The sequence below is a fragment of the Faecalibacterium sp. Marseille-Q4164 genome, assembly GCF_017377545.1.
GTDB classification, from domain to species: Bacteria; Bacillota; Clostridia; order Oscillospirales; family Ruminococcaceae; genus Faecalibacterium; species Faecalibacterium duncaniae.
On the sequence record NZ_JAFREJ010000001.1, the window covers coordinates 174,074 to 196,855 of the forward strand.

At 61.2% G+C, this 22,782-nt stretch carries 19 protein-coding genes and 1 tRNA gene; 14 read left to right on the forward strand and 6 right to left on the reverse strand.

What is annotated here, in order from left to right:
• The first annotated feature begins 47 nt into the window (after nt 1-47).
• The 3 genes from J3352_RS00895 (at nt 48) to J3352_RS00905 (ending at nt 2,475) form a co-directional block, all read left to right on the forward strand.
• Nucleotides 48-1,772, forward strand: a complete 1,725-nt coding sequence (locus J3352_RS00895) for a PASTA domain-containing protein (protein ID WP_097772282.1) — start codon at nt 48-50, stop codon at nt 1,770-1,772.
• Nucleotides 1,773-1,880: 108 nt separating this feature from the next.
• Nucleotides 1,881-2,147 carry a type II toxin-antitoxin system Phd/YefM family antitoxin gene (locus tag J3352_RS00900; RefSeq protein ID WP_005933918.1) on the forward strand — a complete coding sequence of 89 codons (267 nt, stop codon included), beginning with the start codon at nt 1,881-1,883 and terminating at the stop codon, nt 2,145-2,147.
• On the forward strand, nt 2,140-2,475 hold the full coding sequence (locus J3352_RS00905; protein WP_005933915.1) for a type II toxin-antitoxin system RelE/ParE family toxin: 336 nt from the start codon (nt 2,140-2,142) through the stop codon (nt 2,473-2,475). The genes J3352_RS00900 and J3352_RS00905 overlap by 8 nt, the downstream gene beginning before the upstream one ends.
• Nucleotides 2,476-2,629: 154 nt before the next feature.
• On the opposite strand, the gene J3352_RS00910 is transcribed toward J3352_RS00905, so the two are convergent.
• The 6 genes from J3352_RS00910 to J3352_RS00935 all read right to left on the reverse strand — a co-directional run bounded on the left by J3352_RS00910 (nt 2,630) and on the right by J3352_RS00935 (nt 13,324).
• Nucleotides 2,630-4,108: a glutamate synthase subunit beta gene (locus tag J3352_RS00910; protein ID WP_097786419.1), complete on the reverse strand. Its 1,479-nt coding sequence runs from the start codon at nt 4,106-4,108 to the stop codon at nt 2,630-2,632.
• 13 nt (nt 4,109-4,121) lie between these two features.
• A complete protein-coding gene (gene gltB / locus J3352_RS00915; protein WP_156061380.1) occupies nt 4,122-8,657 on the reverse strand; it encodes a glutamate synthase large subunit in 4,536 nt (1,511 codons plus the stop codon).
• A gap of 237 nt (nt 8,658-8,894) precedes the next feature.
• Entirely contained in the window at nt 8,895-10,466 is a 1,572-nt protein-coding gene (gene hcp, locus J3352_RS00920) for a hydroxylamine reductase (protein ID WP_005933900.1), read from the reverse strand.
• Nucleotides 10,467-10,656: 190 nt separating this feature from the next.
• A complete protein-coding gene (gene gdhA / locus J3352_RS00925; RefSeq protein WP_005933898.1) occupies nt 10,657-12,009 on the reverse strand; it encodes an NADP-specific glutamate dehydrogenase in 1,353 nt (450 codons plus the stop codon).
• A gap of 152 nt (nt 12,010-12,161) precedes the next feature.
• A complete protein-coding gene (locus tag J3352_RS00930) occupies nt 12,162-12,413 on the reverse strand; it encodes a DUF1653 domain-containing protein (RefSeq protein WP_005933896.1) in 252 nt (83 codons plus the stop codon).
• A gap of 77 nt (nt 12,414-12,490) precedes the next feature.
• Complete coding sequence (locus tag J3352_RS00935; protein ID WP_154276326.1) at nt 12,491-13,324, reverse strand: Mrp/NBP35 family ATP-binding protein; 834 nt, start codon at nt 13,322-13,324, stop codon at nt 12,491-12,493.
• Nucleotides 13,325-13,501: 177 nt separating this feature from the next.
• Between J3352_RS00935 and J3352_RS00940 the strand changes: the two genes are divergently transcribed.
• The 11 genes from J3352_RS00940 (at nt 13,502) to uppS (ending at nt 22,761) form a co-directional block, all read left to right on the forward strand.
• A complete protein-coding gene (locus tag J3352_RS00940; RefSeq protein WP_156066173.1) occupies nt 13,502-15,112 on the forward strand; it encodes a polysaccharide biosynthesis C-terminal domain-containing protein in 1,611 nt (536 codons plus the stop codon).
• Between the two features lie 117 nt (nt 15,113-15,229).
• A complete protein-coding gene (locus J3352_RS00945) occupies nt 15,230-17,128 on the forward strand; it encodes a nucleoside-diphosphate sugar epimerase/dehydratase (protein WP_005933885.1) in 1,899 nt (632 codons plus the stop codon).
• A 174-nt stretch (nt 17,129-17,302) separates the two neighbouring features.
• Nucleotides 17,303-18,598, forward strand: a complete 1,296-nt coding sequence (locus J3352_RS00950) for a diaminopimelate decarboxylase (protein WP_035394396.1) — start codon at nt 17,303-17,305, stop codon at nt 18,596-18,598.
• Nucleotides 18,599-18,626: 28 nt separating this feature from the next.
• Complete coding sequence (locus J3352_RS00955; RefSeq protein WP_156064843.1) at nt 18,627-19,025, forward strand: hypothetical protein; 399 nt, start codon at nt 18,627-18,629, stop codon at nt 19,023-19,025.
• Nucleotides 19,026-19,171: 146 nt separating this feature from the next.
• The gene (locus tag J3352_RS00960; protein ID WP_005933882.1) at nt 19,172-19,513 is read left to right on the forward strand and encodes a hypothetical protein; all 342 of its coding nucleotides are present in this window, start codon (nt 19,172-19,174) and stop codon (nt 19,511-19,513) included.
• A gap of 52 nt (nt 19,514-19,565) precedes the next feature.
• Nucleotides 19,566-19,640 (forward strand) — tRNA-Gly (locus tag J3352_RS00965).
• A gap of 138 nt (nt 19,641-19,778) precedes the next feature.
• A complete protein-coding gene (locus J3352_RS00970; protein WP_156057749.1) occupies nt 19,779-20,138 on the forward strand; it encodes a type II toxin-antitoxin system RelE/ParE family toxin in 360 nt (119 codons plus the stop codon).
• A complete protein-coding gene (locus J3352_RS00975; RefSeq protein ID WP_035394514.1) occupies nt 20,135-20,416 on the forward strand; it encodes a helix-turn-helix domain-containing protein in 282 nt (93 codons plus the stop codon). Before J3352_RS00970 ends, J3352_RS00975 begins: the two co-directional genes overlap by 4 nt.
• Before the next feature lie 166 nt (nt 20,417-20,582).
• Complete coding sequence (gene pyrH, locus J3352_RS00980) at nt 20,583-21,293, forward strand: UMP kinase (protein WP_005933880.1); 711 nt, start codon at nt 20,583-20,585, stop codon at nt 21,291-21,293.
• Between the two features lie 87 nt (nt 21,294-21,380).
• A complete protein-coding gene (gene frr, locus J3352_RS00985) occupies nt 21,381-21,935 on the forward strand; it encodes a ribosome recycling factor (RefSeq protein WP_005933879.1) in 555 nt (184 codons plus the stop codon).
• 112 nt (nt 21,936-22,047) lie between these two features.
• Nucleotides 22,048-22,761, forward strand: coding sequence for a polyprenyl diphosphate synthase (uppS, locus tag J3352_RS00990; protein WP_035394393.1), 714 nt, complete (start codon nt 22,048-22,050; stop codon nt 22,759-22,761).
• The last annotated feature ends 21 nt before the right edge of the window (nt 22,762-22,782 follow it).

Sequence of the window (22,782 nt, forward strand, 5' to 3'; positions counted from 1 at the left end):
ATGGTACAATGATCTGAAACAGACCACGAAGAAACGAGGTGGCGCACATGGAAGCAAAACGCATCTGCCCGTACTGCATGGGTGAGCTGGAGAGCCGGGTGTCGGTGTGCCCGCACTGCGGCGGGGTACTGGCCGGGCGCAACCCGGCGGGCAGCCTGCCGGTGGGCACGCTGTTGGCCGGACGGTATACCGTGGGCGAGATGCAGAGCATCGACGGCGAGGGCATCCTGTACCGGGGCGTGGAGAACGTCGGGCGGTTCCGGGTGACCATCAAGGAGTATATGCCCCTGACGCTGTCGGCGGAGCGGGGCACGGACGCGCTGCTCCGGCCCAAGCTGGGCAGCGAGGTGCTGTTCAAGACCACCCGGATGGACTTTGCCGATCTCTACCGCTCCATCCAGCGCATCACCCCCGCAAACGGTCTGGAGGCTGTACTGGACGTGTTCGAGGAGAACAACACCGTCTACGCTGTGATGGAAAACCCCGGCGGCATCCCGCTGCAGCAGTGGCTGGATGAGCGCCCTAGCCCGGTTTCAGCGGAGACGGCCCGCAATATGCTGCAGCCTGTGTTTGACGGCGTGGCGGCCATGCATCAGGTGGGGCTGGTGCACCGGGGCATCTGCCCGGAAAACATCCGGGTGCTGGAAAACGGCCGGGCACGCCTGACGGGCTACGCCACCGTGGGGCTGCGCACGGCGGGCAGCGGCCTGCACGAGCAGCTGTACGAGGGCTACTCGGCACCGGAGCAGTATTCCACCACCGAATTCGAGGGCCGTTACACCGACGAATACAGCCTTGCCGCCGTGGTCTACCGGATGGTCTGCGGGCAGAGCCCTGTTCCTGCGGCACAGAGGCTGGTGTCGGACTCCAACCCCCGCGCCCGCACGCTGGAACGGGCGGTGCCGGAGTATGTTTCGGATGTGCTTTGGATGGGCTTGCAGCTCAGTCCTGCCGAGCGCATCCAGACTGTGCCCCAGCTGTTCCGGGCACTGAGCAGCCAGGAGTATACCACGGAGCTTACCCAGACTCTGCAGCAGGCCGCGCCGCGCCCTCAGTCCACCGAGGAGGAGGAACGGAAAAAGCATATCCTCAGCCTGCGCAACCTGCTGGCGGCCATCCTGATCCTGCTGGCCATCCTGACATTGCTCATCGTGTGGGGGCTGGTGAATCAGGGGCTGCACACCGCAAAGCCTGCTGAATCCACTCCGGCCTCCGAACCGGCCAGCTCGCTGGTGACAGAGCCGGTGAATCTGGCCCCTGACTTTGTGGGGATGGACTACGATTCGCAGGTGCGCAACAACAACAGCTATGCCGGGGATTACCTGTTCTATGTGACCATGGAATACAGTGATACTGTGGAAAAGGGCAAGATCATCCGTCAGACCCCCGAAGCCGGGGAGGTCATCGAAGAGGGCAGCACCATCGATCTGGTGGTCAGCCGCGGCCCGCAGATGGTGGAGATGCCCAACGTGGCAGGCTTTACCCGGGATGGCGCGGAGCAGCAGCTGGCGCAGGTGGGGCTGAATGCGAGCTTCTATCCCATTTATAACGATGGCTCCTATGTTTCGGGCTGTGTGGCCTATTGCAGTGAGGAGCCCGGTGCCATGGTGGAGGTCGGCTCGACCATCATCGTCTATATGGCGGCAGAGGTCGAGGCCGAGGTGCCCGCCACCCCGCCCGAGACCACGACTCCTTCTGCCGGTACCACACCGTCTGCCGCGCAGACGGAGCCGCCGACCGGTGGGGCCGGTACCGAATACGATACGGATTGACGCAAAGCGGCCTGCCGGAGAGGGCGGGCCGCTTTTTGATGAGAACGCTTGAAGAAAATGAATGATTCTGATAGAATTATATTAGAATCATTCAGGGGGGTGCGCACTATGATTATTAAGTCGTCTACGGCGCTTCGCAATGACTACGGTTCCATTTCAAATCTGGCGCACGGAGCGGGCGAGCCAATCTACATTACAAAAAATGGAGAGGGTGACCTTGTTGTGATGAGCATTGAAGCATTTGAACAGCGGGAAGAGGCGTTGAAACTCCGGGCAAAGCTGGAAGCAGCGGAACAGGGAAGGCTTGCTGGTGCTCCGGCTTACACGCTGGAGGATTCCAGAAAACGGCTGGAGGAGATCTATCGTCGTGGCTAAGATCGAAATTCTGGAGTCGGCACAGCGGGAACTGGAAGCAATCGCAGAGCTTCACATGAATCTGGTAGGGCCGAATTCTGCCCGAAAAATCACGGATCGAATCTTGGATTCTCTTTCGCGGTTGGAACGTTTCCCGCTGTCGGGTTCGCTTCCAAGAGATGCCGAACTGCTGAAAAGCGGCTATCGCTATGTGATCGCCGGGCAGTATCTCTGCGTCTATCGGCTGATTGTGGATACTGTGTTCGTCTACCATATCGTGCATGGTGCAAGTAATTACCCGGTTTTGTTCAAACGGCTGCTGCAAGAAGAATTGAAGAGAGAAGATTGAACGCAAAGCGGCCTGCCCTCTTCGGCAGGCCGCTTTTTTGATGCAGGTCGATATCCACAGGAAAAGCCAGAGCGGAAGCCCCATGGAGGAAGCTTCCGCTCTGGCTTGTTTAGGATAGGAAAGAGAATGGTTCAGTAATGGCCGGGATGCGGGCTTACAGGTTGGTGTAGCCCATGAGGTAGCGGTCTACCTCGGCGGCGCAGTCGCGGCCCTCGCGCAGGCCCCAGACGACAAGGCTCTGGCCCCGGCGCATATCGCCGCAGGCAAACACCTTGTCCACGTTGGTGCGGAAGTGGTCGGTGTCCACACAGCCGCGGCCGGTCAGGCTGACACCGAAGGCATCGGCCACATAGCTCTCACAGCCCACGAAACCGGCGGCAATGAAGGCCAGCTCACAGTTGTAGGTGAACTCCTCGCCGGTGGGCACCATGTTGGTGCGGCCGGTCTCGGGGTCACGCTCGGGCTTGAGGTAGGAGATGACGGCAGCGGTCAGGTTGCCTGCATCGTCCTTGAGGAATTCTTTGACCGTGGTCTGGTAGACACGGGGGTCCTTGCCGAACTTTGCCATGCACTCGGTCTGGCCGTAGTCCACCTTGAGCACCCGGGGCCACTCGGGCCAGGGGTTGCTGGCGGCACGCTCCTTGGGAGGCTGCGGCATCATTTCCAGAGCCACCAGATCAGTGCAGCCCTGCCGCAGGGCCGTGCCCTGGCAGTCGTTGCCGGTGTCGCCGCCGCCGATGACCAGAACGTTCTTGCCCTTGGCATCAATGGCCCTGCCGTCGGCAAATTTGCTGTCCAGCAGGCTCTTTGTCACGCTGGTGAGGTAATCCACGGCAAAATGCACGCCGTTGGCATCCCGGCCCGGAACGTTCAGGTCACGGGCCTTTTTGGCACCGCAGCAGAGCACCACGGCATCGTAGCTGTTCAGGATGCTCTCGGCATCCACGGCACCGCCCACATCCATGCTGGTGCGGAACTCCACGCCCTCGGCCTGCATGATCTTGATGCGGCGCTCGATGACGGATTTGTCCAGCTTCATGTTGGGGATGCCGTACATCAGCAGGCCGCCCACGCGGTCGGCGCGCTCAAACACGGTGACGGCGTGGCCCCGGATGTTCAGGTACTCGGCCACCGAAAGACCGGCCGGGCCGCTGCCGATGACGGCCACGCTCTTGCCGGTGCGGGCCGGGGGAGGGGCGGCGTGGAGCCAGCCCTTGGCGTAGCCCGTTTCCACGATGGCGTGCTCGTTCTCACGCACGGTCACGCTGCTGCCGGTCACATCACCGCAGGTGCAGGCGGCCTCGCACAGGGCGGGGCAGACCCGGCTGGTGAACTCCGGGAAGCGGTTAGTGGCGCGCAGGCGGTGGAGCGCCAGCTCCCACTTGCCCTGATAGACCAGGTCGTTCCACTCGGGGATCAGGTTGTTCAGCGGGCAGCCCGATGCCATGCCGCCGATCATCATGCCGGCCTGGCAGAAGGGCACGCCGCAGTCCATGCAGCGGGCGGCCTGGGTCTGCTGCTCCTCGCGGGAGAGCCAGACGTGAAACTCGTTGAAATTTTCAATGCGCTCCAGCGGCGGGACATCCGTGCTGGTCTTGCGCGTGTAATCCATAAATCCAGTGATCTTGCCCATGATCCAGCCCTCCTTACTTCTTCTTCTGCACAGCGTAGAATGCTTCGATCTGTGCCTGTTCGCCGTCCAGGCCGCGCTCCTCCATGGAAGCGATGACCCGGAGCATCCGGTCGTAATCGTAGGGGAGGACTTTCTTGAACTTGGGCAGGTACTCGCTGAAGTTGTCCAGGATCTCCTTGCCGCGGGGGGAGCCGGTGGCTTCCACATGCTCGCGGATGAGCTCCTTCAGGGCAGCAACATCGTACTTGTGCTCCACAGGCTCCAGGCTCACGGTCTCCTTGTTGACCCGCTGGTAGAAATCCCAGTTCTCGTCCAGAACGTAGGCCACGCCGCCGGTCATGCCGGCTGCGAAGTTCTTGCCGGTCTGGCCCAGAACCACGACAGTGCCGCCGGTCATGTACTCACAGCCGTGGTCTCCCACGCCCTCGACAACGGCGGTCGCGCCGCTGTTGCGGACGCAGAAGCGCTCACCGGCCACGCCGGAGACGAAGGCCTTGCCGCTGGTGGCACCGTAAAGGGCCACGTTGCCGGTGATGATGTTTTCCTCGGGCTTGTAGCCGATGCCCTCGGGCGGGCGGACGATGATCTTGCCGCCGGACAGGCCCTTGCCCATGTAGTCGTTGCAGTCGCCGGTCAGGCTGAGGGTCAGGCCCTTGGGGATGAACGCGCCAAAGCTCTGGCCGCCTGCGCCGATGCACTCGGCGGTGTAGACATCGTCGGGCAGGGAGCTGCCGTACTTGCGGGTGATCTCGCTGCCAAAGATGGCACCCAGGGCGCGGTCGGTGTTGGAGACCTCCAGCCGGACACTCTGGGGTGCCTTGCTGCCCAGCTTGAACTTCTTCATCAGCACCTTCATGTCGAGGGTGTTCTCAAGGTGGAAGTCATAGGTGTCGGCAGGCACAAAGTGGACATTGCTGTTTGCAATGGCCGGGTTGTGCAGGATGCAGTCCAGATTCATCTTGGCGGCACGGCTGCCGGCAGCACTGGGCTTGACATGGAGCAGGTCGGTGCGGCCCACCAGCTCATCGATGGTACGCACGCCCAGCTTGGCCATGTACTCCCGCAGCTCCTGAGCCACAAAGGTCAGGTAGTTGATGATATACTCGGGCTTGCCCTTGAACCGCTTGCGCAGCTCGGGGTTCTGGGTGCAGATGCCCATGGGGCAGGTGTCCAGGTTGCAGACACGCATCATCACGCAGCCCTCGCACATCAGCAGGGAGGTGCCGAAGCCGAACTCCTCAGCGCCCAGCATACAGCTGATGGCAACATCGCGGCCGGAGAGCAGCTTGGAATCGCTCTCAATGCGGACGCGGCTGCGCAGGCCGTTCAGGATCAGGGTCTGGTGGGTCTCGGCGATGCCCAGCTCCCAGGGCAGGCCTGCATTCTTGATGGAGGTGCGGGGGGCTGCACCGGTGCCGCCGTCGTAACCGGAGACAAGGATGACCTGTGCGCCGCCCTTGGCAACACCGGCGGCAATGGTGCCGACACCGGCCTCGCTGACCAGCTTTACGTTGATGTTGGCGTGGCGGTTGGCGTTCTTCAGGTCATAGATCAGCTCGGCCAGATCCTCGATGGAGTAGATGTCGTGGTGGGGCGGGGGAGAGATCAGGCCCACGCCGGTGGTACTGTGGCGGGTCTTGGCGATCCAGGGGTAGACCTTGGCACCGGGCAGGTTGCCGCCCTCGCCGGGCTTTGCACCCTGTGCCAGCTTGATCTGGATCTCTTCGGCGGAGACCAGATACTTGCTGGTCACACCAAAGCGGGCTGAGGCCACCTGCTTGATCTTGGAGTTGCTCTCGCTCTGGTAGCGCTCCTCGGGCTCACCGCCCTCACCGGTGTTGCTCCGGCCGCCCAGACGATTCAGGGCGATGGCGATGGTCTCGTGGGCCTCGCTGCTCAGGGCACCGTAGCTCATGGCAGCGGCTTTGAACCGCTTGACGATGGAGCTGACGGGCTCCACCTCCTCAAGGGGGATGCCGCCGTTGGGATCATAGCTGAAGTCCAGCAGACTGCGCAGGTGCATGCCCTCGGCACCCATGTTGTCCACGGTGCGGGTGAAGTCTTTGAAGGCCTTGTAGTCGCCCGTGAAGCAGGCTTTCTGGAACAGATGGATGGTCTGCGGGGTGAAGAGGTGTTCTTCCTTGCCGCTGCGGAACTTGTGGGCACCGCCGTCGGCCAGCTCCATGTTGATATCCAAACCCAGCGGGTCAAAGGCGGCGTTGTGGGCAGCTTCCACATCCGCCTGAATGTCCTCCAGACCGATGCCGCCCACACGGCTGACCGTGCCGGTGAAGTACTTGTCGATGACATCCTTGGAGATGCCGACCGCCTCAAAGATCTGGCTGCTCTGGTAGCTCTGGATGGTGGAGATGCCCATTTTGGAGGCGATCTTCACGATGCCGTTCAGCACAGCCTTGTTGTAGTCATCCACGGCGGCGTAGTAATCCTTGTCCAGCAGACCCTCGTCGATGAGCTGGGCAATGGTGTCGTGGGCCAGATAGGGGTTGACGGCGCAGGCACCGTAGCCCAGCAGGGTGGCAAAGTGGTGCACCTCGTGGGGCTCGGCGCTCTCAAGGATGAGGGCCATGGCCGTGCTCTTCTTGGTGCGGATGAGGTACTGGGACACGGCAGAAACGGCCAGCAGGCTGGGGATGGAAACATGGTACTCGTCGATGTCGCGGTCAGAGAGGATGATGATGTTGGCACCGTCCTTGTAGGCGCGGTCCACCTCCAGAAATACGCGGTCGATGGCTTTTTCCAGGCTGGTGTTCTTATAGTAATTGATGGACACCGTGGCGGTCTTGAAGCCGGGCACGTTCATGTGCTTGATCTTGAGCAGATCGGTGCTGGTCAGGATGGGGTTCTGCACCTTGAGCACCTTGCAGTTCTCGGGCTTGTCCTCCAGCAGGTTGCCGTGGGCACCCACATAGACGCTGGTGGAGGTGACCACCTTCTCACGGATGGCATCGATGGGCGGGTTGGTGACCTGTGCGAACCGCTGCTTGAAGTAGTTGAACAGCGGGGGGTGCTGGTCACTCAGGACAGCCAGCGGGGTGTCGGTGCCCATGGCTCCGGAAGGCTCGGCACCGGCCCGGGCCATGGGCAGGATCAGCTCCTTGATTTCCTCGTATTTGTAGCCAAAGACCTTCTGCAGGCGGGTCAGCTCCTCGCCGGTGTAGCTGGGGACTTTGATGTTGGGAATCTTCAGGTCCTTCAGCCGGACCAGATTCCGGTCGATCCACTCGCCGTAGGGCTCACGGCTGGCGTAGTATTCCTTCAGCTTCTCGTCATCCACGACCTCGCCCTTGACGGTATCCACCAGCAGCATTTTGCCGGGGCGCAGGCGGTCTTTCATCAGGATGTTGTCCGGGGCGCAGGGCAGCACGCCCACCTCGGAGGACAGGATCATCCGGCCATCCTTGGTGATATAGTAGCGGCTGGGGCGCAGACCGTTGCGGTCCAGCACCGCGCCCACCACGTCGCCGTCGGAGAAGAGGATGGCGGCGGGGCCGTCCCAGGGCTCCAGCATGGTGGCGTAATACTGGTAGAAATCGCGCTTTTTCTGGCTGATGTTCTTGTTGTTTTCCCAGGGCTCGGGGATGGTGATCATCACAGCCAGAGGCAGATCCATGCCGTTCATCACCATGAACTCCAGCGCGTTGTCCAGCATGGCGGAGTCCGAGCCGGAGGTGTTGATGATGGGCAGGATCTTGTTCATGTCGTCCTGCAGGATGGGGCTCTCGATGCTCTCCTCACGGGCCAGCATGGCATCGGTGTTGCCCTTGATGGTGTTGATCTCGCCGTTGTGCAGGATGAACCGGTTGGGGTGGGCACGCATCCAGCTGGGGTTGGTGTTGGTAGAAAAGCGGCTGTGCACCATGCCAATGGCGGACTCATAATCCTCGTCCTGCAGGTCAAGGTAGAACAGGCGCAGATCGTGCACCAGGAACATGCCCTTGTAGACGATGGTGCGGCTGGACAGGCTGGGCACATAGGTGCCGTTGCTGGCCTGCTCGAACACCCGGCGGATGATGTAGAGCCTGCGGTCAAAATCAATGCCCTTGCTCACACGGGCAGGCTTTTTGATGAAGCACTGCCAGATGGAGGGCATACAGTCCCGGGCTTTCTGGCCCACGGCATCGGGGTCTACCGGCACCCTGCGCCATGCCAGAAACTCAAGCCCCTCCTTGCGGGTGACCAGCTCAAACAGCTTCATGGCCTGTGCCCGCAGGTGCTCGTTCTGGGGGAAGAAGAACATGCCGACACCGTATTCCCGCTCGTTGCCCAGGCTGATGTTCAGCTCATCGGCCACCTTGGAGAAGAACTTGTGGCTGATCTGCAGCATGATGCCCACGCCGTCGCCGGTCTTGCCCTCGGCATCCTTACCGGCGCGGTGCTCCAGACGCTCCACGATGCTCAGGGCATCGCTGACCGTCTGATGGCTCTTGCGGCCCTTGATGTCCACCACAGCGCCGATGCCGCAGGCATCGTGCTCGAACTGAGGGTCATACAGGCCAAGAGGCGTGGCGTTTTCCGTAAATTGATCCATTGCCTTTCCCATCCTTATCTCTCAAAATATCCTCTGGGCCGCGGCACGATCCGCAGCCTCTTGCACAGAAAACAAAAAAAGCGCCCCAGAAGGGTAGACTTCACCCTTCTGGAACGCCTTTGTTCCGGTACCTATAATTATACTGAACGCTGAAAATTTTTCAAGCGACAGTTGCACCAAACGTGAAAGCACAATCGCAGCGCATCTTGTGCGGTTTGATGATGAGATGAAACGGATTCATCCTTCGCCCAAAATCGCTTTCAGGTCCTGCTCCGGTGTCGTGACGGCCATCAGATTGTACTTTTCCTGCAAAACGCGCACCACGCCCGGCGAGAGGAAGGCGGGCAGGGTAGGGCCGAGCCGGATGTTCTGGATGCCCAGCGCCAGCAGTGCGATGAGGATGCAGACGGCCTTCTGCTCGAACCAGCAGAGCACCAGCGAGAGCGGCAGGTCGTTGACGCCGCACTGGAACGCATCGGCCAGCGCCAGCGCAATCTGAATGGCGCTGTATGCGTCGTTGCACTGGCCCACATCGAGGATGCGGGGCAGGCCCGCCACGGTTCCGAGATCCAGGTCGTTCAGGCGGAATTTGCCGCAGGCCAGCGTCAGGATCACGGTGTCGGGCGGGGTGAGCTTGGCGAACTCGGTGTAGTAGCGGCGGGAAGGCCGGGTGCCGTCACAGCCGCCCACCAGGAAGAAATGGCGGATCTGCCCGCTTTTCACGGCCGCAACGATCTCATTGGCGTGGGAGAGCACAGCGCTCCGCGCAAAGCCGGTCACGACGCTGCGCCCGCCGTTGATGCCGGGCATGGCGGTGTCTTCCGGGTAGCCCCCTAGTTCCAGTGCTTTGGCAATGACGGGGGAGAAATCCCGCTCTGGCCCGATGTGCGGGACACCGGGATAGGACACCACCGAGGTGGTGAACACCCGGTCGGCGTAGCTCTCCCGCAGGGGCATGATGCAGTTGGTGGTGAAGAGGATCGGGGCCGGGATGTCCTCAAACTCCCGCTGCTGGTTCTGCCAGGCTGTACCGAAGTTGCCCTTCAGATGCGGGTACTTCTGCTTCAGCTCCGGGTAGCCGTGGGCGGGGAGCATTTCCGAGTGGGTGTAGACGTGGATGCCTTTGCCCGCCGTCTGCTCCAGCAGGCACTTCATGTCGTAGAGGTCGTGGCCGGAAATGACGATGAACGGCCCTTTCTCGATGACGAGCGGCACCTCCACCGGCTCCGGCTGGCCGAAGGCCCCGGTGTTAGCGGCGTCCAGCAGCTCCATGCAGCGGTAGCTGGCCTTGCCGGTCTTCTGTACCAGTGCCCAGAGGGCGTCGATGGAGCATTCGCTGCCAACGGCCTGCAATGCTTCGCAGAAGAAGCGGTCCAGCTCCGGGTCGATGCGGCCCAGCACCCGCGCATGGTAATTGTACGCTGCCATGCCGCGCAGGCTGAACAGGACGAACGATTTCAGACTGCGGATGTCCTCGTCCGGCTCGTGCCAGAGGTTTGCCATGTCGTAGTCGAACCCGATGCCGGGGCAGGCCGCATGGATGCTCTCGGTCAGCTGGTCCACGGTCTGCGGGTCGAAGTTCACGTTGGTGATGGTGGTGAACAGCCCTTCCATCAGCAGAAGTGCCTGTTCCGGGGCGGGGGCCCGCCCCTCGCCGATGAGCTGGCTGGCGTAGGAGATGAGTGCACCGGTCAGGCGGTCCTGCGCCGCTGCCGTGTCCGCGCTTTTGCCGCAGACACCGGCCTTACCGGTACAGGCAGTGCAGTGCGCCGCCTGCTCGCATTGAAAACAAAACATCTGTTCGTCCATTTCAGAACCCTCTCTTCGCTTGATGTGGTCAGTATGGACGGGTTGGCGGGGCTTTATACAGGCCGCACGAGGGGCAGTCATGGAATGTCCGTTGACCCGCCGGGAAAAGCTCCCGGAGATGCGGCCAGCGAATAGATACAAAAAGAGCCGCGCTCTTGCGAACGCAGCTCTTGAAAATGCTTTGGAACAATTAGTAGGTGATGCCCTGTGCCATCATGGCGGTGGCCACCTTCAGGAAACCGGCGCAGTTTGCACCGACCATCAGGTTGCCCTCGGAACCGGCGGCAACGGAAGCGTCATAGGAAGCGTGGAAGATGCCCTCCATGATGCCCTTCAGCTTGGCATCCACTTCCTCAAAGCTCCAGCTCAGACGCTCGGAGTTCTGGCTCATCTCCAGGCCGGAGGTGGCCACGCCGCCGGCGTTGGCAGCCTTTGCGGGTCCGTACAGGACACCGTTGGACAGGTAGACCTCGATGGCCTCGGGCGTGCTGGGCATGTTTGCGCCCTCGCAGACAACGGTGCAGCCGTTCTTGACCAGAGCCTCAGCGGACTCCTTGTTGATCTCGTTCTGGGTCGCGCAGGGCAGGGCGATGTCGCAGGGGACAGTCCAGACCTTGGAGCAGTCGGCAACGTAGGTTACACCGGCGTGGGTCTCGGCATACTCCTTGATGCGGCCGCGGCGGACTTCCTTCAGCTCCTTGACGTAAGCCAGATCAATGCCGTTGGGGTCGTAGACGTAGCCGTTGGAATCGGACATGGTAACGACCTTTGCGCCCAGAGACTGAGCCTTCTGGCAGGCATAGATGGCAACATTGCCGGAACCGGAGATGACCACGGTCTTGCCCTCAAAGCTGTCGTTGCGCATACACTTCAGAGCCTCGGCGGTGAAGTAGCACAGGCCGTAGCCGGTGGCCTCGGTACGGGCCAGAGAGCCGCCGAAGGTCAGGCCCTTGCCGGTGAGCATACCGCCCTGGAAGCTGTTGGTCAGGCGCTTGTACTGGCCGAACATGTAGCCAACCTCGCGGCCGCCGACACCGATATCACCGGCGGGGCAGTCCACGAACTGGCCGATGTGGCGGTACAGCTCGGTCATAAAGCTCTGGCAGAAACGCATGACTTCCATGTCGCTCTTGCCATGGGGGTCAAAGTCAGAGCCGCCCTTGCCGCCGCCCATGGGCAGGGTGGTCAGGCTGTTCTTGAAGGTCTGCTCAAAGCCCAGGAACTTCAGGATGCCCTGGTTGACAGAGGGATGGAAGCGCAGACCGCCCTTGTAGGGGCCGATGGCGCTGTTGAACTGGACGCGGTAGCCGCGGTTCACCTGGACCTTGCCCTGATCATCGACCCAGGGCACACGGAAGGTGATGATGCGCTCGGGCTCGACCAGACGCTCGATCAGGCCGGCCTTCTCGTACTCGGGATGCTTCTCCACCACGGGCTGGATGCTCTCCAGCACCTCGCGGACAGCCTGCAGGAACTCAGGCTCATTGGCATTGCGCTGTGCAAGGCCATCGTAAACGCGCTTCAGGTATTCATTCGTCAGCATAATAGAATACTCCTTTTCCCATAATTTACACTCGCTCTGCCCACTATCACAGAGCGCTTTATCATTATAAAGCTTTGTGCAGCGATTTACAATAGAGGAAATCGGAAAATGTTTCAGTGAAGCCAAAATAAAAATGAATCCGCTTCACAGCGTCAGTGCCCGGCGGCGCTGGGGATCTCCTGCAATTCAAAGCGATATTCCTGCGCGGCATCGGGGTATTTTGCCCTGTCCACGGGGCTGAGGAACATGGCAAGGGGCCGCAGCCAGAGCCCGCCGTCCCCGTAGAGCTTACGGTAGACCACAAAAGGCTCCCCCGTTTCGGAATCGTTGGCAACGGCCTCCACCAGATAAAAGTCGCCCTTGAAGTGCCGGTACACCCGGCCGATCTTGAGTTCGTTCGGCATTTGCGTTCTCCTTTCTGCAGGAATATTCAAAAAATCCCCCGCAGGCGGCTGGCGCTGGCGGGGGACAGGTACATGATTTACTTCTTCAGCAGCTTCTCGCAGGCATCGGCGGCACCCTCAAGGTACTGGCCGGGGTAGGCCTCGATCATGCCGGCATCGGAGCAGGCAGCCAGCTGGGGATCGATGGGGCACTTGGCCAGCACGGGCAGGCCGTGCTTTGCGGCCACCTCATCCACATGGCTCTCGCCGAACACGCTGATCTTCTTGCCGCAGTCGGGGCAGACGATGTAGCTCATGTTTTCCACGATGCCCAGCATGGGCACCTTCATCATCTCGGCCATGTTCACGGCCTTGGCCACGATCATGCTGACCAGCTCCTGGGGGCTGGCAACGACCACGATGCCGTCCACGGGCAGGCTCTGGAACACGGTCAGGGGCACGTCGCCGGTTCCCGGAGGCATGTCCACGAACAGGAAGTCCACGTCCTTCCAGACCACATCGGTCCAGAACTGCTTGACCGCACCGGCGATCACGGGGCCGCGCCACACAACGGGGTCCTCCTCGTTCTCGACCAGCAGGTTGATGCTCATCACATCAATGCCCATCCGGCTCTGGATGGGCCAGCAGCCTTTTTCATCGGCCATGGCACGGCCATGGATGCCGAACAGCTTGGGGATGGACGGGCCGGTGATGTCGGCATCCAGGATGCCGCAGTGGTAGCCACGGCGGGCCATGGCGCAGGCCAGCAGGGCACTGGTCATGCTCTTGCCGACACCGCCTTTGCCCGAAACAACGCCGATGACCTTTTTCACGCTGCTGTTGGGGTTGGGGGCATCGTGTTCAGGTGCGGCGGTGCGGGAAGAACATGCTGCCCCGCAGGTGGAACAGTCATGGGTACATTCTTCGCTCATACTCTAACCTTTTCTCCTTTATCTTAATTAGACAGATCGTCTTGACCAACCCATATCATACCATAAAACCGGGTGGGAAACAACCCACAGGGGCGCTCATCTTCACAAGAGTGCATATTGCTCGGGAAAGACCGCATACACTGAACCGAACGCCTGTGCGGGGGAAGGAGGAATACCATGGGGCAGAGCTACCTGAAAAACGCCGCCCTCCTGACCGGGGCGGATGTCCTGCTGCGGCTGGCCGGGATGGGCCTGCGCATCTATCTGGCCAACGCCCTGGGCGGCGAGGGGATGGGGCTGTACCAGCTGGTGCTGGCGGTCTACGCGCTCTTTGTCACGCTGGCAACGGCGGGGGTCTCGGTGGCGGCCACCCGGCTGATGGCTGAGGAACTGGCCCGGGGCCGGGCACAGGCGCGGGGGATGCTGGTGCGTCTGGCGGGCACGGGGCTGCTGCTGGGCGCGGCGGCCATGGCGGCGCAGTACGGGCTGGCCGGGGCCGCTGCCCGGTGGTGGCTGGGAGATGTGCGGGCGGCGGGCGCACTGCGGGTATCGGCCTTCGGGATGCCATGGATGGCCCTCTCGGCTGTGCTGCGGGGGTTCTTTATCGCCCGGCGGCGGGTGGAGCCCAACGTGCTGAGCCAGCTGGTGGAGCAGAGCGTGCGCATCGGGATCATCTGGTACGCGCTGGAATGGGGGAACGCGCCGGACGTGAGCGCCCGCTGCACGGCGGTGCTGGCCGCTACGGCGGTGAGCGAAGCGGTGTCGGCCTGCATCCTGCTGCTGTTTTACCGTGGGGAGGCGGTGCGTGCGTTCGGCGCAGAAAAGGCCCGACGGCCTGCCGACCCTGCCCGGCGGCTCTGGGAGATCCTGTGGCCGGTGGAGGGCGGGCGGTGCCTTGCCAGCGCCCTGCACACGGCGGAGAACATGCTGGTGCCCGCCTGCCTGACGGTCTGCCTGCTGGATGCCGGGGGCCGCAGTGCCGCGGTGGCCCAGTACGGCAGCCTGAAGGGGATGGCCCTGCCTCTGCTCACCTTTCCCTTCGGGCTGCTGGGGAGCCTTTCAGTGCTGCTGATGCCTGAGATCACCCAGGCCCACATCCGGGGCGAGCGCGCCCGGCTGGACTGCCTGCTGGACCGGATGCTCCGGCTGACGGGTTGCTTCTCGGCGCTGGCGGGGGCGCTGTTCTGGGTGTGGGGCGAGCCGCTGGCCCTGCTGCTCTACCACAGCCAGGAGGCCGGGTTCTATCTGCGGGTGCTGGGCCCGGCCATGCCGCTGATGTATCTGGAAAGCATGGTGGACGGTGCTATGAAGGGGATGGGGGAGCAGAAGGCCGTGTTCCGGTACAGCCTGTGGGACGCGGTGCTCCGCATTGCGGGGGTGCTGCTCCTCCTGCCCAGATGGGGGATGAAGGGCTTTTTGTGGGTGATCCTGCTGTCCAGCGCCTATACCTGCCAGATGAATACAGCCCGTCTGCTACACGTCAGCGGGCTGAAGCCCAGGCTCTGGCGGTGGCTGGGGGCTCCGGCGCTGGCGGCACTGGTCTCAGCGGGGGCGGGCGAGGGCCTGCGCACTCTGCTGGCGGGGTGGCTGGGCAGCGGGAGCACGCCCACCCGGCTGGCGGCGCTCTGCGTTGGCGGCTTTGGCATGGCGGCAGTCTGCCTTGCCGTGCAGTGGCCGCTGGGGCTGGGCGAAGAGGTGCAGGCTATCCTGCGGACAGAAAAATCCCGCAGGGAGCGGCAGAAAAGCCCGGAGAATCGGAATTGTTCTGGACACAGGGGGGAGAATTGAGTATAATACAATGGATATTATGGCGGAACAGGCGCATGGGGCTTTGGCCCCTGTGGCCGGCAACGCCGGGAAAAACGGGTGCGGACAGATCCCACCCCGATGTAAAAGAGGATTTTTGTGAAGAAAACAAAGAAGCTTGTGCCGCAGGTGCTGCTGCGCCGGATGATCCTGGTGCTGCTGGACGCGGCCATCGTGATATTCAGCTTTTACTTTGCCCTGCTGCTCCGGGCCGACGGCGCGGTGGAGGCCAGCTGGTGGCCCCACAACCGTGCCCTGCTCTACCAGAACCTGCCCTGGATCGTGGCGCTCTACCTGCTCAGCTTTCTGGCGGGCGGGCTGTACCATGTGCTCTGGAAGTATGCCGGGGAGCGTGACCTCATCCGTCTGGGCGGCATGATCGCCGTGCCCACGGGGGTGGTCTATTTCGTGAACCATTTCTGCGTCCACGGCGTGCTGTTCGATTCTGCCAACGCCATGGCCGCTGTCCTCATCTTCCTGCTGGTGGGGGGCAGCCGTCTGGCATGGCGGCTCTTCCTGAACCATCCCATCGGCGAACGGCTGCGTGGCGTGCCCAACAAGGACCCCAACCGCCCTGTGATGATCGTGGGCGCGGGCGAGGCCGGTGCCTGGGCCATCAATGTCTGCAAATCCAACAGCAGCTACGGCCACCCCGTTGTGGCGGTGGACGATGACCTGGTCAAGCAGGGGCAGACCATCCACGGCGTGCCGGTCAAGGGCACGCTGGAGCAGATCCCCCAGCTCTGCACCCAGTACAACATCCACAACATCATCATTGCCATCCCCACCCTGCGGGGCAGCAGGCTGAACCATGTCATCGACCTCTGCGTTTCCACCCACTGCCCGGTGCAGATCCTGAGCGACCCCCAGCTGGTGGGCAGCAACGGCCCCCAGCAGGGTGCGTTCCGTGAGCTGAACACCGCCGATTTCCTCTCCCGTGACGAGGTCACGCTGGACAACGAGAAGATCTCCGGCTACCTCACCGGCAAGACCGTGCTGGTGACGGGCGGCGGCGGCTCCATTGGCAGCGAGCTCTGCCGCCAGGTGATGCGCTTCCGGCCCGGCAAGCTGCTGATCTTTGATATCTACGAGAACTGCGCCTACGAGCTGCTGATGGAGCTGCAGCAGAAGTACGGCCGCGACATCCCCGTGACCGTGCTGATCGGTTCCATCCGGGATAAAAAGCGGCTGGACGAGGTATTTGAGACCTACCACCCCACTGTGGTGTTCCATGCAGCGGCCCATAAGCATGTGCCGCTGATGGAGATCAGCCCCGCCGAGGCCGTGAAGAACAATGTGCTGGGTACCAAGAACCTGCTCACCAGCGCCAGCGAGCACGACGTGGAGCGGTTCGTTCAGCTTTCCACCGACAAGGCGGTCAATCCCACCAGCGTGATGGGCTGCACCAAGCGGATCTGTGAGATGCTCATCCAGACCTTTGCGGGCAACACCGACATGAAGTGCGTGGCGGTCCGCTTTGGCAACGTGCTGGGCAGCCACGGCAGCGTGATCCCGCTGTTCGAGGCTCAGATCAAGAAGGGCGGCCCTGTCACCCTCACCGACCCCAACATCGAGCGCTACTTTATGACCATTCCCGAGGCGGCCCAGCTGGTGCTGCAGGCGGGCGCGCTGGCCGAGGGCGGCAGCATCTATGTGCTGGACATGGGCGAGCCGGTCAAGATCATGGATCTGGCCAAGCAGCTCATCCGCTTTTACGGCTACGAGCCGGGCGTGAATATGGAGATCAAGATCGTGGGCCTGCGCCCGGGCGAGAAGCTCTACGAGGAGCTGATGATGGACGAGGAGCAGGGCAAGATGCGCCGCACCGAGCACAACAAGATCTTTGTGGCATCGCCCCGGGATATCGACCTGGCCGTGTTCTACCAGCAGCTGCAGGATCTTGCCGCTGCCGCCCAGCACAACGACGAGGGCGTGGTGGATCAGCTGGAAAAAATGATCCCCACCTTTACCCCCACCCGGAAAAATCTAAAGGTGTAAACTCCTTCCGTCATCGCTGGCGCGATGCCACCTCCCTCAGGGAGGGAGGCTTTGCCGTGCGGTCAGGCTCCCTCTCCGAGGGAGCTGTCTGCGAAGCAGACTGAGGGAGTAAACTACGTTCGCAACTGCGGCTCCAAAGCCGTATGCGCTATAAAAACGAGAGGGAAGTATATTATGGAAAAGAGACCGTTTCTGACCGAAGAGCAGGCCCAGGAGATCATCCAGGACGTGCCCACCCCGTTCCACGTCTACGACGAAAAGGGCATCCGTGAGAACGCCCGCCGCATCAACAAGGCCTTCAGCTGGAACAAGGGCTTCCGGGAGTATTTTGCCGTCAAGGCGCTGCCCAACCCCATCATCCTGCAGATCCTGAAGGAAGAGGGCTGCGGCGTGGACTGCTCCTCCCTGACCGAGCTGATGCTGAGCGAGGCCTGCGGCTTTACCGGCAGCGATATCATGTTCTCTTCCAACCAGACCCCCGTGGAGGACATGAAGAAGGCATACGAGCTGGGCGCATACATCAACCTGGACGATGCCACCATGGTAGACTTCCTGGACCGTGTGGCCGGGATCCCCGAGAACATCTTCTGCCGCTACAACCCGGGCGGGACCTTCCAGCTGGGCGAGAGCGAGGAAGGCTTCCAGGTCATGGACAAGCCCGGCGATGCCAAGTACGGCATGACCGAGGAGCAGATGATCGACAGCTACAAGAAGCTGATGGCAAAGGGTGCAAAGAACTTTGGCATCCATGCCTTCCTGGCCTCCAACACCATCTCCGATGCCTATTACCCTGAGCTGGCAGGCATCCTGTTCCAGCTGGCGGTCCGTGTGCAGAAGGCCACCGGTGCCCACATTGGTTACATCAACCTGTCCGGCGGCGTGGGCATCCCCTACCGCCCCGACCAGACCGAGAACGACATTATGGCCATCGGTGAGGGCGTGCGCCGGAAGTTTGAGGAGATCCTTGTGCCCGCAGGGATGGGCGATGTGGCCATCTTCACCGAGATGGGCCGCTTTACCACCGGCCCCTACGGTGCGCTGGTGGCAACTGCCATCCACGAAAAGCACATCTACAAGGAGTACATCGGTCTGGATGCCTGTGCTGCCAACCTGATGCGCCCCGCCATGTACGGCGCTTACCACCACATCACCGTGCTGGGCAAGGAGAACGCCCCCTGTGACCACAAGTACGATGTGGTCGGCGGCCTGTGCGAGAACAACGACAAGTTCGCCATTGACCGGATGCTGCCCAAGATCGACATCGGCGACCTGATCTACATCCACGACACCGGCGCGCACGGCTCCGCCATGGGCTACAACTACAACGGCAAGCTCCGCAGCGCCGAGGTCCTGCTCTGCGAGGACGGCTCTCACCGCCTCATCCGCCGCGCCGAGACCCCCCGCGACTACTTTGCAACGCTGGACTTCCTGCCTGCCATGAAGCCCCTGTTCGAGGGCTACGACGACTGAGTCTCCCTGAAAACCTGCGAGGTGTGAGATGTTTTTTGGATTCCAGCTTACCTGCGGCCTGATGATGGTCTTTTACGGCTACTCGGTGATGAAGAATCCCCGTGTGTGGGGAGACCAGGGCCGTCAGGCAGTCAAGGCGGAGAATTTCCCGGAATACTGCCGCCAGAACGGCCTGTTCTTCCTGAAGGCGGGCCTGATCATGGCGCTCATCGGCGCGCTGGACGCACTGGTGAGCCTTTCCGGCGCGCTCTACGTCCTGCTGTATCTGTTCGGGCTGGCGTTCTCGTTCTATCCGCTGGTCAAATGGTGCCGCGAGAACGAGGGCTTCTCCTGGCCCTGGCCCCATGTGGAAAGCGAGAAGAAGCGGATCAAAAAGCTGCGCAGGGAGCAGGAACAGGAGCAGCAGGGCGGCTCTGAGAAAAAATAAGAAAGAACCGGAACGCGGCGCTCTCCCTGAAGAAGGGAGGGCGCTGCTTTTGTCTGCTGAAGTTTCGACCCTTGACAGCCGGAGCCGCAGAACCTATAATGAAACCACGATGACCCCTCTTGAAACACATTTGGAGGTACAAAACCATGATCAACTATCCCAAGAATTATGCTCCTCTGGCTGAAGAGGAAATGGAGTACACCAGCGGCGGTCTGTCCATCAACTGGATGGCACTGGGCTCCACCGTTATGGGCCTGGCCACCAGCATGCTGGCCTACCTGAATGTCTCCAACATTGCCGGTGTGGCGGTCCAGCTGCAGAAGAAGGACCCTGAGAAGTACCCTGAGCCGGAAGGCACTATCAACGGCAACCTCATCATTGATTCCACCCTGACCTATTTCTCCAGCGTGGCTGGCATCGGCATGGGCCTGCTGAACATCGCTGCGGGCGTGGGCACCGTCTACCTGGGCATGAAGTCTGGTTCTTAAAAATTAGCACTGGACATTTGAGCCAAAACGTGGTATAATTCATCCTGCATTCGCGGGCATCGTACATCGGCTAGTATATCAGCCTTCCAAGCTGAGGAGGTGGGTTCGATTCCCATTGCCCGCTCCATGCAGAAAAGGCGCTGATTCGTTCAGAATCGGCGCTTTTTGTTTTGCCTGTAACCCACTTTGTAACCCACTTGACAATGGCAGCCTGATCCGCTATACTGAATATAGGATAAAACCACTATTTAATGGAGGCGGCGGCGTGCAGGAATACGAGATCGAATTTTATGACAAAGCCGATGGCTCCGAACCGGCGAAAGAGTTTATTCTGGCTCTGGATGCGAAAATGCGGGCCAAGGTCGTGCGCACGGTCGGGCTTCTCCGGGAGGAAGGGCCTTCACTGCGGGAGCCGTACTCCAAGCATCTGGAGGATGGCATTTTTGAGATCCGCACCAAGTTCGGCTCCGACATTACCCGTGTGCTGTACTTTTTTGTGATCGGCAGAAGGATCATCCTTACGAACGGCTTTGTCAAAAAGACGCAGAAGACACCTGCTTCCGAGATCGCACTTGCAAAGCAGTACCGTGCCGATTATCTCAGCCGAAAGGAGTGCTCCAAATGACCAATTTCAATGATTTTCTCAACGAACAGATGAAAGACCCTGAGTTCAAGGCAGAGTGGGATGCCCTTGACCCCGAATTTGCTGTGATCGAGGCGATCCTTGCCGCCCGGAAGGAAAGCGGACTGACCCAGCAGCAGCTTTCCGAGCGCACCGGCATTGCCCAGACAGACATCAGCAAGCTGGAGCGCGGCAACGGAAATCCTTCGCTTCGCACCCTGCAGCGGCTGGCTGCCGGTATGGGGATGCGGGTCAAGATCGAATTTGTTCCGGCAAAGTAAACCTCCAAGCAGATGGCCTGCGGGCTGTCTGCTTTTTTGATGGGGAGAGGTCATTCACACTTTACCTGTTTACTTTGAAGCGATTTTATAGTAAAATAAGATGAATAAATCAGGGGCAGGGGAAACTCCGGCCTGATGAGAGAAATGATTTAGGTGGTGTATTGATATGGCATTGAAATATCAGCGGATCCTTCTGAAGATCAGCGGCGAGGCCCTGGGCGGCGAAAAGGGCACCGGCTTTGACGAGCCGACCATGGACGCGATCTGCGGCGGCGTGAAAAAGGCCCACGACCTGGGCGTGCAGATCGGCATCGTGGTGGGCGGCGGCAACTTCTGGCGCGGCCGTTCCAGCGGTAAGATGGAGCGCACCCTGGCCGACAAGATCGGAATGCTGGCGACCGTGATGAACGCGCTGGCCGTCTCCGACAAGCTGGAGCAGCTGGGCGTGGAGACCGAGGTGTTCACCTCCATTACCATGCCGCAGGTGGCCCCCGCCTTTACCCGCAAGGATGCCCTGAAGGCCATGGCAGACGGCAAGATTGCTATCTTCGGCGGCGGCACCGGCAACCCCTTCTTCTCCACCGATACCACCACGGCCCTGCGTGCTGTTGAGGTGAGTGCGGACATCATGTTCAAGGCCACCATGGTGGACGGCGTGTACGACAAGGACCCCCACAAGTACCCCGATGCCAAAAAGTACGACACCCTGACCTTTACCAAGGTGCTGGAGGATCGTCTGGCTGTGATGGACGGCACTGCCGCCACCCTCTGCCGCGACAACAAGCTCCCCATCCTGGTCTTTGACCTGGCCGACCCGGACAACATTGCAAAGGCCGTGCAGGGCGAGAACGTGGGCACCCTGGTCTACGAGGGCTGAGCATAGCCCGCATCCCCGTACCATAGAATGGAACAGGCAGCAATTACAGCGCCTGTGCAGAACAATATATAACAGGAGAAAAGGACAATGAGCAGCAACACCAAGGCATTTGAAGAAAAGATGAAGAGCTCTGTGGAGCATCTGGACCGCGAGCTGGCCGCTGTGCGTGCAGGCCGCGCCAACCCCGCCGTTCTGGACAAGGTGAGCGTGGACTACTACGGTGCCCCCACTCCCATCCAGCAGGTGGCCTCTGTGGCCGTGAGCGAGGCCCGCACCCTGACCATTACCCCCTGGGACCGCACCCTGCTGCGCGCCATCAGCAAGGCCATCATGGCCAGCGACGTGGGCATCACCCCCATTGATGACGGCTCCACCATCCGCCTGAACTTCCCGGCCCCCACCGAGGAGCGCCGCAAGCAGCTGGCAAAGGAAGTTGCCAAGCTGGGCGAAGAGGCCAAGGTGGCCGTGCGCAATGTCCGCCGCGACGCTATGGACAAGGCCAAGGCCATGAAGAAGGCCGGTGAGCTGACCGAGGACACCCAGAAGACCATGGAAGAAGAGGTCCAGAAGCTGACCGACAAGTATATCAAGAACATCGACGCAGCCGTTGAGGAAAAGCAGAAGGAGATCATGTCCGTCTGATCGCCGCGGCGAAACGAAACGTGTGAGGTGCCGTGCGCTGGAACGAGTGCGCGGCACTTTTTGCCGAAACCGGGGCAGGGAACCCCCGCCCCGCAAACGCAGGAGAATGATTATGAACCATCCCAAAGAATTTGCCGAGGGCCTTTCCATCGGCATCATCATGGACGGCAACGGCCGCTGGGCCAAGCAGCGGGGCCTGCCCCGCACCGCGGGCCACAAAAAGGGTGCCGCCGTGTTTCAGGATATCGCCAACTACTGCGAGGAGCTGGGCGTTTCGTCCGTGACCTTCTACGCCTTCTCCACCGAGAACTGGAAGCGCCCGCTGGAAGAGGTCTCCGCCATTATGAAGCTGTTCGGCGAGTATCTGCTCAAGGGCTTCAACTATAAGGACCGCAACATCCGCATCAAGTTCCTGGGCGACCGGGCCGCGCTGGATGCAAAGCTCCAGAAGCTGATGAACGAGCTGGAGGAGGACTCTGCCGCCAAGACCGGCATGACCCTGAACATTGCCGTGAACTACGGCGGCCGCCCCGAGATCGTGCGGGCCGCCCGGCAGCTGGCCCAGCAGGTGGCAGAGGGCACCCTCAAGCCCGAGGACATCACCGAAGAGATGATGAGCGACCACATGTATACCGCCGGCCAGAAGGACCCGGATTTCATCCTGCGTCCCTCGGGCGAGAAGCGCCTTTCCAACTTCATGCTCTGGCAGGCCGCTTACGCCGAACTGGTAGAGATGGATGTGCTCTGGCCTGATTTCACCCGCGATGACCTGGATGCCGCCATCACGGAGTTCAACAAGCGCTCCCGCCGGTTTGGCGGCATCTGACCCTTGCAATTCCCAAAAGGA